This is a genomic window from Streptomyces odonnellii (genome assembly GCF_000981895.1).
Lineage (GTDB): Bacteria > Actinomycetota > Actinomycetes > Streptomycetales > Streptomycetaceae > Streptomyces > Streptomyces odonnellii.
In genome coordinates, this window is record NZ_LATD01000107.1 from 1 (window position 1) to 11282 (window position 11282).

Annotated in this window: 8 protein-coding genes and 1 tRNA gene; 6 read left to right on the plus strand and 3 right to left on the minus strand. The window is 70.8% G+C overall.

Annotated elements, in window-relative coordinates; genetic code table 11:
- The first annotated feature begins 10 nt into the window (after window positions 1-10).
- From WH07_RS36630 to WH07_RS12060, 5 genes are all read left to right on the plus strand, one after another.
- Entirely contained in the window at window positions 11-1030 is a 1020-nt protein-coding gene (locus WH07_RS36630) for an ROK family protein (RefSeq protein ID WP_408645834.1), read from the plus strand.
- A gap of 189 nt (window positions 1031-1219) precedes the next feature.
- Complete coding sequence (locus WH07_RS12045; protein ID WP_052744342.1) at window positions 1220-2239, plus strand: hypothetical protein; 1020 nt, start codon at window positions 1220-1222, stop codon at window positions 2237-2239.
- 127 nt (window positions 2240-2366) lie between these two features.
- Complete coding sequence (locus WH07_RS12050) at window positions 2367-3146, plus strand: HAD-IIA family hydrolase (RefSeq protein WP_046499241.1); 780 nt, start codon at window positions 2367-2369, stop codon at window positions 3144-3146.
- A 113-nt stretch (window positions 3147-3259) separates the two neighbouring features.
- Window positions 3260-3781, plus strand: a complete 522-nt coding sequence (locus WH07_RS36195; RefSeq protein WP_157877329.1) for a hypothetical protein — start codon at window positions 3260-3262, stop codon at window positions 3779-3781.
- Between the two features lie 203 nt (window positions 3782-3984).
- Window positions 3985-5040, plus strand: a complete 1056-nt coding sequence (locus WH07_RS12060; protein WP_046499244.1) for a glycoside hydrolase family 6 protein — start codon at window positions 3985-3987, stop codon at window positions 5038-5040.
- Window positions 5041-5186: 146 nt separating this feature from the next.
- On the opposite strand, the gene glxA is transcribed toward WH07_RS12060, so the two are convergent.
- The 3 genes from glxA to WH07_RS12075 form a co-directional block, all read right to left on the minus strand.
- Window positions 5187-7139, minus strand: a complete 1953-nt coding sequence (gene glxA / locus WH07_RS12065; RefSeq protein ID WP_046499245.1) for a radical copper oxidase GlxA — start codon at window positions 7137-7139, stop codon at window positions 5187-5189.
- Window positions 7136-9082, minus strand: coding sequence for a glycosyltransferase family 2 protein (locus WH07_RS12070; protein WP_046499248.1), 1947 nt, complete (start codon window positions 9080-9082; stop codon window positions 7136-7138). Before WH07_RS12070 ends, glxA begins: the two co-directional genes overlap by 4 nt.
- A gap of 411 nt (window positions 9083-9493) precedes the next feature.
- A tRNA-Lys gene (locus WH07_RS12075) sits at window positions 9494-9567 on the minus strand.
- Window positions 9568-9748: 181 nt separating this feature from the next.
- Between WH07_RS12075 and WH07_RS12080 the strand changes: the two genes are divergently transcribed.
- A complete protein-coding gene (locus WH07_RS12080) occupies window positions 9749-11188 on the plus strand; it encodes a peptidoglycan-binding protein (protein ID WP_046499250.1) in 1440 nt (479 codons plus the stop codon).
- The last annotated feature ends 94 nt before the right edge of the window (window positions 11189-11282 follow it).

Sequence of the window (11282 nt, forward strand, 5' to 3'; positions counted from 1 at the left end):
TACGAGACAGCTGGTGGACCTGGCCGGTGCCCTGGTCGCGGTACGCACGGTCCCGCTCGACCTCGGAGCGGGAGCGGCGAAGGTCGTCGAGACGGCGGCGATCCAGGTCGACGCGGTCCGCGCGGAAGCACTGCGCGCGGCGAGGCTACAGACGGGCGCGCGGCTCGGCATGCCGGTCGGCGCCGGGCGCGTGGGCGTGACACCCGCCCCCGAGGACGCCCCCGCCCCCCGTACAGCCATCGCCCCCGGCGCCGGGGTCTCCGTGGCCCCGGGGGCCGTGGCTTCCGTACGGGCCGGGGCCTCCTCGCAAGCGGGGGTGCGGCCGGGGATACGGCCGGACTTGGTGGCCGACGGGTGCGACGGCGCGCGGGATGTGCTCGGCGTCGGGGTCGCCATGCCCGGGCCGCTCGACCACCGGACCGGGGTGCCGGGACAGGTCACCGGGTTTCCGGAGTGGGAGGGGTTTCCGCTGCGCGAGGCCCTCGCCGCGCGGCTCCAGCTTCCCGTCGTCCTCGACAAGGACACCAACGCCGCCGCCCTCGGTCTGGCCCTGCGCGGGGCCGGCGACTCCTTCGCGTATCTCCATCTCGGCACGGGCCTGGGCGCCGGGCTCGTGCTCGGCGGCGCGCTGCACCGCGGGGCCCGCACCGGGGCCGGGGAGTTCGGGCACCAGGTCGTCCAGCTCGACGGCGCCCGCTGCGACTGCGGCAACCGCGGCTGTATCGAGGCGCTCTGTCTCGGTGCCGTCGCCCGCGGCGATCTGCCGGAGGCGGCCCGGGTGCTCGGCGCGGGCGCGGCGAATCTCGTCGGCCTGCTCGACATCGACCGTGTCCTGCTCGGCGGCCGTACGATCGCCGCGCACGAGGCGTGTTTCGTACGCGGAGTCGGCGCGGTCGTCGCGGAACGCTCCAGAGGCGCGGTCATCCCCGTCACCGCGGCCGAGGGCGGGCCGCACCCGGTCGCCGAGGGCGCCGCGCAACTCGTCCTCGCGCCGGTCTTCGGCCATCGGCGGGAGTCAGAACTGGGCTGATGGGGTGTGTTCATGTGATTTTCTGGCTGTTCGGGGTCGTGGCGCTCCGGACGGCCCGCGGTCGCATGACAGCGTCGACGGGGGCTCGGGTCGTGTCCTGTCCGGTGTGGCCCGGGCACCTGGCCCTTTCCCCGACCGCATCCCCGAGCACATCAACGCGCCCCGCGAGCAGCAAAGGCCATGTCACCCATGCGACTGCGTCACGCCCTCGCCACCGGAATCACCGTGGTCACGACGGTGATCGCGCCCATGACGGCCCACGCGCAGCCCGTCTCAGCACAGGCCGATCCGCTGCCCGCCTCCGTACGGGCCGTACCGCTGCCTGTCGCCGTACGGGCTGAACCGCTGCCCGCCTCGGCACAGGCCGAACCGCTGCCAGCCTCAGCACAGGCCGATCCGCTGCCCGCCTCCGTACGGGCCGTGTCGCTGCCCGTCTCAGCACAGGCCGTATCGCTGCCCGCGCCGGGGACGCGGGCCGTGTCGCCGCCCCTCGCTCCCGGTCCCCGGTGCGGCAAGCTCTCCGACCCCGAGTTCCCGATCACCTCACGGATCCTCGGCGGCCCCGACGCCTACCGGCCCGGTGGCGCCGCCGGGACCTGGGCGCTCGAACTCACCAACACCACGGCCCGGATGTGCCGCGACATCCACCCCGTCCTCGTCCTCGTCGACCGGCACCGGGCGCTCACCGCCTCCCAGCTCACCCTGGAGATGACCGACGGCGAGGGGCGCTGGCACGCCCTGCCGCTGGAGAAGACCGAGCGGGACGAGATCATCGGCGTACTCGACGACGGTTCGCCGGGGTTCGCCGTACCGGCGGGCCGTACCGTCACCGTCCGCGCGCGGCTCGCGTTCGCCGCGAACACCGAGCCCAACAAGGTCATGATCACCGCCGCGGCCGTCCAGCGGCGGGGCCGGGACGGCGACTGGGTCGGGGAGTCCGACGCGTACCGCCTGGCCGTCCGCAAGCCGGAGGGCAAGGGCGTCGGCGGTGAGGGATCCGCCAAGGACACCGGTACGCGGACACCCGCCCCCACCGTCGGCCACTCCCACCCCGGCGACCGGCTGCCCGACAGCGGTCAACTCGCCCGCGCGGGACTGGAGGGCGACCTCGTCGGCCTCACGGCGGCGGTGGCCGCGCTGCTGATCGCCGGAGCCATCCTGGTCGTCGGTGCCCGACGACTCCGTACCGACCCCACCGAGCGGCACTGACAAGCGGGCGGCACCGACAAGCTGGTACGGGCCGAGAACCCGTCTGCGGTCACCGCTGTACACCCTCGTTACGCTGGGGCGTGTCGGACCACGCAATATTGGCCACCCCAGAGCGGAGAACAATCCAGTGGCAGAGCGCAAGCCGATCGAGTCCTGGCTCACCGACATGGACGGCGTGCTCATTCACGAAGGGGTACCGATCCCCGGCGCCGCCGAGTTCATGAAGCGGCTGAAGGAGTCGGGCAAGCCGTTCCTCGTCCTCACCAACAACTCCATCTACACCCCGCGCGATCTCCAGGCCCGGCTCGCCCGGATGGGGCTCGACGTGCCGGTGGACAACATCTGGACCTCGGCGCTCGCCACCGCCAGATTCCTGGAGGACCAGCGGCCCGGCGGTACGGCGTATGTCATCGGCGAGGCGGGACTGACCACCGCGCTGCACGACATCGGCTACATACTCACCGACCACGAGCCGGACTACGTGGTGCTCGGCGAGACCCGTACCTACAGCTTCGAGGCGCTGACCAGGGCGATCCGGCTGATCAACGGCGGTGCGCGGTTCATCTGCACCAACCCCGACGAGACCGGCCCCTCGACCGAGGGCCCGCTGCCCGCGACCGGCGCCGTGGCCGCGCTGATCACCAAGGCCACCGGCAAGGACCCGTACTTCGCGGGCAAGCCCAACCCGCTGATGATGCGGACGGGACTCAACGCGATCGGCGCGCACTCCGAGACCAGCGCGATGATCGGCGACCGGATGGACACCGACGTCCTCGCCGGTCTGGAGGCGGGTATGGAGACCTTCCTGGTGCTGAGCGGACTGACCGCGCCCGGCGACATCGACCGCTATCCCTTCCGGCCGTCCACGGTCGTTGACTCGATCGCCGATCTGGTCGATCGCATCTGAGCACGTCAGCGGGGGAGTGGCCGGCGGGCGGCGCGCGCTGCGGATGCGGACGGGCCGGTGACGCGTGAGTCTCTGAGATGTCGGAGTGGAGCGTCGGCGTCAGGAGGTCCACGATGCGTCCAGGGTTGCTCGCTCTCCGTGCCGTGGGCGCGGTCGCCGTGGTGGCGGCCGTGCCGGTCCTCGTCACCGGCGCCGGCGGCGCCGTCCGGGACCATGACTCCGTACGAGGCACTCTGACCCCGTCGGCCGTGACCCTCGGCGGAGAAGCCGGGGCCGGGGCCGGCCACTGTACGGGCGGTACGGCGACGGCTCACGAATCCTGCCCGGGGCAGCACCGCCCCGGAGCCCTGCCCACGCCGTTCGGTCCGGTGCAGATCGGCAGCGGCGGCCCGGGGGCGGACGGTTCCGGTGGCGTGGCACGGCCCGAAAACCCCGCCGCCGCGGGCCCCGAAAACCCCGCCGCCGCGGACGAAGTACGCGACGAGTCCGCCGGGCCCGGCGCCCCGCAGGCCGTGGTCGGCCTGGTCCTCGCGGGCGTCGCCGCGGTCGCCGTGGCCTTCCGGGGCGCCCGGCGGCGGCGTAACGCCCGCGACCCGGAGATGGAACCGGACGCGAGCCACGACCGGCGTCCCTGATCCGGCGCGGCTGTCGTCACAGCTCGCCCACGAAGATCCGGCGCGATGCTGTCGTCACAGCTCGCCCACGAAGCCGCACGATCCGCCGGGCGGATCGGGCCGCTGTGCCAGGATTGGTGGCGGCCGGTCCCGACCGGCGGGCAGGGGAGGTCCGGAGGCGCGGGGGTGCGCGCTCCGGATGACGGTGCGTCAAGGGGGAGTGGATGTACGGCAGTTATTCCGGCCGGGGCGCGCGCGTCCGCGCGGTGCTGAGGGCGGGCGCGGTGGGCGCGTCGGCGGGTGCGCTGCTGCTCGTCGCGGGCTGTTCGTCCGGCGGCGACAGCGGTGCGGAGGGCGGTGACGGCGGTACGAAGGTGCCGCCGATCGGCCAGCGCCCCAAGGCGCAGGCACCCTACTGGGTCAACCCCGACGGGACGGCGGCCCAGCAGGCCGCCGCGTACGCAGGCCGGGGCGACACCGCGAACGCCGGGCTGATCAGGAAGATCGCCGAACAGCCGGTCGCCGAGTGGATCGGCCCCGACACCCCCCGGACCCAGGCCAAAGGTTTCACCGAGGCGGCGGCGAAGGCCGACCGGGACGCCCTGCTGGTCCTCTACAACATCCCGCACCGCGACTGCGGCCAGTTCTCCAAGGGCGGCGCCTCGGACGGCAACGCGTACCGGACCTGGGTCGACGAGGTCGCCCAGGGCATAGGCGACCGCCGCGCCACCGTGATCCTGGAGCCCGACGCCGTACTGCACCTGGTGGACGGCTGCACCCCGGAGGCGTACCACGAGGAGCGGTACGACCTGCTCAAGGGCGCCGTCGAGCGGCTCAAGCGGCAGCCCGCCACCTCGGTGTACGTGGACGCGGGCAACGCGGGCTGGCAGTCGCCCGACGCGCTCTTCGAACCGCTCCAGCGCGCGGGCATCGCCGCGGCGGACGGCTTCGCGGTCAATGTCTCCAACTTCTACCCGACGGCCGCGAGCGCGGACTTCGGCAGGCGGCTCTCCGAGAAGGTCGGCGGCAAGCCGTTCGTGATCGACACCAGCCGCAACGGCAACGGCCCGTACACCGGTGGCGATCCGGGCGAGAACTGGTGCAACCCCCCGGGCCGCGCCCTCGGTGAGGCACCGACCACCGACACCGGCGATCCGCTGGTCACGGCGTATCTGTGGGTGAAGCGGCCCGGGGAGTCGGACGGCGACTGCAAGGGTGGCCCCAAGGCGGGCGAGTGGTATCCGAAGTACGCCCTGGAGCTGGCGCGCAACACGAAGTAGCGCGGCGGGCACGGCGGTTGACGGGCGGCAGCGGTACGACCTGGCGGGGGCGGTATCCGGCCCGTATCGCACCCGCCCGTACCGCACCAGCGGCCCGTGCCGCCCGTAGCGCACCAGCCAGCCCGTACCGCACCCGCTCACGGGTCCTACGGGATCTCCACCCACACGCCCTCGGACGGCGTGCCCTTCGTGTCCGTGACGAACAGCATGTACCAGCCCGACGTCACCAGCGCCCTGTTCTTCGGCACCGTGACCTCGATACCGTCCGCCGTCTTCTTCAAGTCCAGTGCCACCGAGCGCTGTTCGACATCGGTGACATGCGTGACCGCGCTGGGCCGCATCAGCTTCGCCGACGCGACCGCCCCCGGATCCGCCGTTCTGAACTCCGCCGTCCCGCCCCGCTTCACACTCTTCGGCCCGCCCGAGAGCACCGGCCGCTCGTCCCGGAAGAGATACGGCGGCGTATAGATCTCGATGCGCTGCTCGAAGACGCCCGGCCTGGTGTCGGCCTTGTCCGAGTAGAGCGGGTCCGAGCCGAAGACCATGACCCGGCCGTCCGGCAGCAGGACCGAGCCCGAGTGGTAGTTGCGGCCCACCGCCGGATCGGCGACCCGGTCGTACGAGGCCGACTCCGGGTCGTACAGCCGCGCTTGGAGGACGTCCGAGCCGCCGCGCCCCCGGTAGTCCTCGGAGCCGCCGGTGATCAGTACGGAGTCGTCGGGCAGCAGCGAGGCGCTCGGATAGCGGGTGCCCTTCTCCAGCACCGGGCCGTCCTCGAAACGCGGGTCGCGGGCCTTGAGGTCGACCAGCCGGGACTTCTCACTGGACTTCTCGGACTCGCCGACCCCGCCCCCGCCGACGACCATGAACTTCTGGTCCTGGGCGGGCGGCAGCATGACCGTTGCCGAGGTCTCCATCCGGTCGGGATCGCTCAGCCCCGGAATCTTCTGGAATTTGTTCGTCTTCAGATCCCAGATGCCCGGATCACGGCCGACATCGGCCGGGCCGTAGCCCGCGTTCGAGCCGCTGTAGAAGAGCTTGCCGTTGTCCAGAAGGAAGATCGCCGGATAGGTGGGGAACTTCCTGATGATTCCGGTGTACTCCCACGACTTTGACCTCGGGTCGTAGATCTCGTCCTTGCCGGGGACTATCTGGCCGATCTCGTCGAGACCCGACAGCGCCAGCACCTTGCCGTCCTCAAGGGTGGTCAGCGTCGGATACCAGCGGGCCTCGTTCATCGGGTCGACGGTGATGTACTTCTCCGCCAGCGGATCGAACTCGTAGGCTTCCTTGATTCCCTGGAAGTCCTTCTTGTCGAGCGCGAGTTTCTGTGCGATGCCATAGACATTGCGGGCGTCGGAGCCCTTCATGCCCTGCACCCGGTAATTGTCCTCGGTGCCGGTCTCGTATTTCTTGCCGGACTGGCGCGCCTCGACATAGATACGGCCCAGACCCGCCTCGGTCCGCAGGAAGGCGCCGGTCTCCGGATCGAAGATCTTCTTGGCCTTCTCGACCAGAACGGGATCCTTGGAGACAAAGGTCTTGCCGTTCTCCTTGCCCGTGAACATCGTGCCCGCGGGCAGGGTGACCGGCTTGTCCGGGTCCTCGTTGTGGACGATCATCAGGCCGCCCGCCTTGGTGACATCGCCCTTGAGCTTCTCGTACCGCTTGGTGCCGCCCGCCACCAGCAGGTTTCCGTCCGGCAGTTGGGTGTGCCCGGAGCAGAACATGTCCTTGGGCGTGGGGATCTTCTTGTACGTATTGGCCTTCGGGTCCCAGAGGACCGACTCGAACTTCCCCGCGTCGAAGTTCTTCTGGTTGTTGCCGGAGCCCGCGATCAGCAGCACCTTTCCGGTGTGCAGCAGGGCGGCGTGGATCGAGTTGATCCGGAACTCGGACGGGATGTCGAGAAAGTCCCAGTGCCCGTTCTCGGCCTTGTACTCCGGCCGGTTGATCGTGTACTCGTGGTATTTGGCCGAGCCGAACCGGTAGAGCGCGGGACCGTTCACCCCGGCCACCGCGACCGCCACCGCCGTGCCTATCGCAATACGGCGGGCGCGGTTTCTGCGGTGGTTCTGCCGGACGGGAATGGCGCTCATTTCTTACGTCCCCCAAGGGAAATCTGCACGGTCTGATCAGTGGCCACGGGCGGGCCCGCGGGCTGCTGCGGTACGAAGGGAGCCGCGCCCCCGGACACCGCGCCCCCGGACGGCGTACCGGCGTCACCGCGCCCCCGCCTCCTCCGCCTCTTCCTGTCCTGGCGCATCCCCCAGCGCCAGGCGAAGATCGGCGCCGCCGTGATGAGCATCGCCAGCGAGGCCCAGGTGATCATCGCCGGATGGTCGTGCCCGAAGTAGAAGGAGGAGGCCAGCGATCCGCCGAAGACCAGGATGAAGAAGAGATGGATCCGGAAGGTCCCGAAAAGCGTGTCGGGACTGGACGAGTCGCCCTTGGGCGTCACCACGAAACCGCTCTTGCGGCGCAGCACGGCGTCCATCAGCGAGCGCGCGTAGATCGGCGCGGAGAGCGCGGACATCACCATGCCGGCCAGCCCGCCGGACCCCTCGGGCTCGTGCGGCGAGACATTGTGGCGGCGGTTCCAGATGTAGAGCCCGATCTGGAGGGCCGAGGCGTTCCCGTACAGCATCATCCAGATCGCAGGGTCGATCTGCACACCGGAGGCGCCCATGCCCAGGAACAGGGCGCAGCTCAGGGCCGCCAGGATCCAGTTGAGGGCCGACATCGGGTAGAAGATGATCATCATGGTGTAGTTGAAGAGCTTGCCGGGCGGCAGCGTGCCGTACCCCCGCCAGTACTGCTTGAGGATCGTCTCGTACGTACCGCGCGACCAGCGGAGCTGCTGGGTGAAGAAGTCGGTCCAGGCGGTCGGGCCCTCGCCGACGGCCAGCACGTCCGGGGTGTAGACCGAGCGCCACTTGTTGCCGGTGTGCGGGTTCCTGGCGCGGTGCATCTCGAAGCCCGTCGCCATGTCCTCGGTGATCGAGTCGTACAGACCGCCGATCTGCTTCAGCGCGCTGATCCGTACGGCGTTGCTCGTGCCGACGAACATGGGCGCGCCGTAACGGTTGCCCGCGCGCTGGATCAGGGCGTGGAAGAGGAACTGCTGCGACTCGGCGGCCTTGGTGACGAAGGTGTCGTAATTGCCGTACACCTGGGGGCCGATGACAAAGCCGACGTCCGGGTCGCGGAAGTAACCGAGCATCCGCTCCAGGTAGTTGGGCATCGGTACGTGGTCGGTGTCGACGGAGGCGAAGAAGTCGTACACGTCGCCGTGCGCGTCGAGCCAGGCGTTGTAGTTGCCGTGCTTGGTCTTCGCGCGGTGCGCGCCCTTGGGCTGGTTCCACTTCGCGACGCCCTTGCGGGAGAAGTGGTGCACTCCGAGGCGGGCGCAGACCTCCTTGACCGCCGGGTCGTCGCCCTCGTCGAGCAGCCACACATGCAGCAGCCCGCGGTGCCGGATCCTGACCGCCGCCTCCAGGGTCTTGGTGACCATGGCGAGGGGTTCCTTGCCCGGGACGAAGGAGGTGAGGAAGGCGACGCGGGTGCCGTTCTCCGGTATGACGGGCACGGGGTCGCGCGCCACCAGGGTGGCGTGGGCGTTCGAGAGGACGTTCATCGTGCGGAACAGCTCGATCAGTCCGATCGAGACGAGCATCACGATGTCCAGGACGAGAAGGGTGTCGTTCTTCAGGTTCGGATCGCGCTCGGTCCAGTGCTGCGGCTGCATCAGCCAGACGAAGAGCCCGAGCGAGAGCAGTGGCGCGGCACCGAGCAGCAGGGCGGCGCGGACACGGTGCGGCTCCTGCGAGAGCAGCGAGCGGTAGCGGACGGTGTACGGCTTGTCCGGGTCGGGCCGGGTGAGCGGTCCCGCGAGCCGGCTGTAGTGCTCGTAGTCGTACTTGGGGAGCGCGGGCTTCCTGGACCAGGGGCGCTGGCCGCCGCTTCTGAGATGGGAGGGGATCCGGAGCTGAGTGGTCCGGGACGCGTCGTTCTGCTGCGCGCCCTCTGGCGTCGACGTCATGAGTCATCCCCCCGCGAGCATGGTCGCTGCGTGATCGGTACCGACGGTTTCGTCCGGAACGGTCCCCCTCGACCACCGGCCCGGGCGCGGCAGCCGCGGCCCCGCACTCAAGGACAGAGAACGGCGGCCGTCCGGTTGCACCCGCCCGTGGAGGCATCCCCGCCGCGTCCAACTGCCCGGACCGCGTACCTCGTTGGCGTCGACGCGCCGTCGTCGACGCGTTCAGACCAGGTTGGCCGACCTGACCCGGGACCGCAAGGAAGAAATATTCCGATTGTCGGTTGTGTGCGCGATGTGAGCGGTCAGTGTGACGGATGTGGCGGCGGTGTGGTGGCCGGGCGCATGCCGCCGGCGCCGGCCGGAGATGCGTGAAGCCCCCTCGTGTGGTGCGAGGGGGCTTCCGTATGCGCGTGCGCCGCCAGGGACTCGAACCCCGGACCCGCTGATTAAGAGTCAGCTGCTCTAACCAACTGAGCTAGCGGCGCCTGCTGACCTGGAGGACTCTACCGGATCCGCGGAGGTGGTCCTGGCCATTTGATGGCTGTTACGGCCTGTCGGATTGTCCTTTCTTTCCCTTGATCCGTCAAAATGCGACTTGTCCAGATAGCTGAGACACTGGCGCGCCCATCGTGCCGGAAAGATCGCGATGAGTGTGGAGGGGATCGCATGACCGTCCCGGTCTTCGAGGAGTACGAGCCCGCCGCCGACTGCTCCTGTACCGGCTGCGCCGAGCGGCGACGCGACCTGGTCAGGGGCGTACCGGTACGCGCGGGCGGCCATCCGGCCGTACACGGCGCCCGGCGGGCACTGGTCCTGGCGACGGCGGGGGTGGCCCTCGGGACGGCGGGGACGGGTACGGGTACGGAAGCGGCGTGGGCGGCGGGACGAGCGGAAGGTGTGACCGCGGCCGCGGAGGCTGTCGCCGGTACGGCGCCGGGGACGGCGGCCGGGATGACAGCGGCGGTGGGGGAGAGCAAGGTGTCCGGGGTGGCCGCCGGGCCGGAGCCCGGCACTCCGCAGGGCAGCAGCGCCCCGCTCTACGGGCGGCCACTGCCCGGCCCCGGTTCCCACCGGTCCCACGGCGCCCTGCGCAGATCCACCCGGGCCGACATCATCAACCGCGCCAAGCGCTGGGCGAACGCGCGGGTGCCGTACAGCATGGCGAAGTTCTGGTCGGACGGATACCGCCAGGACTGCTCCGGCTATGTCTCGATGGCCTGGAACCTCCCGGGCAGCGAATGGACGGGCACGCTGGCGCGGTACGGCGTACGGATCGATCACGACGAGCTCCAGCCGGGCGACATGCTGCTCTTCCACAATCCGGCCAACCCGCAGAAGGGTTCGCACGTCACGATCTTCGGCGGCTGGACCGACTACACCCGCTCCCACTATCTGGCGTACGAACAGGCCCAGCCGCACGCCCGCTCGCAGTCCACGCCCCTCGCGTACTGGAACAACTCCGGCCGCTATGTCCCGTACCGCTACCGCGGGCTGGCCGGGAACGGCGACGGCAAGGGGCCGGGGGCGAGTGCCGGGACCGGGGCGACGGCGGTGTATCCGGGGGCCGGGTCGTTCCGGCCGGGCGCGGTGAACGCGCATGTCAGACGGCTCGGCCGGATGCTGATCGCGCGCGGGGGCGGGCGCTACTACCAGGAGGGCGCCGGGCCCCGGTGGAGCGAGTCGGACCGGCGGGCCACCCAGGCGTTCCAGCGCGCGCAGGGCTGGCGCGGCGCCGAGGCGGACGGGCTGCCGGGCCCGGCGACCTGGCGGTATCTCGTACGGGGCCTGGGCAAGGACATCCCGGCGGGCGGGGACAAGGGCGGCGGTGCGCCGGCTGACGCGGGGAGGCCCGGGACGTCCGGGGAGGCCGTGCCGTACCCGGGCGCCCGGCACTTCCGTCCCGGCAGCACCAGCGAGTACGTCGAGCGGCTCGGCAAGCAGCTCGTGAAGAAGGGCTTCGGCAAGTACTACACCTCGGGCCCCGGGCGCGGCTGGACCGAGGCCGACCGGCGCAATGTCGAGGCGTTCCAGCGCGCCCAGGGGTGGCGCGGCGCCGAGGCCGACGGCTATCCCGGCCCGCAGACCTGGCGGCGACTCTTCGCATGACGGAGGCACGGATGACGACGACGACCTCGCACCCGAACGACGAAGGGCCGGCCCCCGCGCCGCCCCCGCCGGACGGCGGGCACCCACCCGAGGC

What these genes read in the sequence shown, in the direction of transcription:
- WH07_RS36195 (WP_157877329.1), top strand. Translation starts at nt 3,260, where the DNA reads ATGCGTCCAGGGTTGCTCGCTCTCCGTGCCGTGGGCGCGGTCGCCGTG.
- WH07_RS12070 (WP_046499248.1), bottom strand. Translation starts at nt 9,082, where the DNA reads ATGACGTCGACGCCAGAGGGCGCGCAGCAGAACGACGCGTCCCGGACC.
- WH07_RS12080 (WP_046499250.1), top strand. Translation starts at nt 9,749, where the DNA reads ATGACCGTCCCGGTCTTCGAGGAGTACGAGCCCGCCGCCGACTGCTCC.
- WH07_RS12045 (WP_052744342.1), top strand. Translation starts at nt 1,220, where the DNA reads ATGCGACTGCGTCACGCCCTCGCCACCGGAATCACCGTGGTCACGACG.
- WH07_RS12060 (WP_046499244.1), top strand. Translation starts at nt 3,985, where the DNA reads ATGTACGGCAGTTATTCCGGCCGGGGCGCGCGCGTCCGCGCGGTGCTG.
- glxA (WP_046499245.1), bottom strand. Translation starts at nt 7,139, where the DNA reads ATGAGCGCCATTCCCGTCCGGCAGAACCACCGCAGAAACCGCGCCCGC.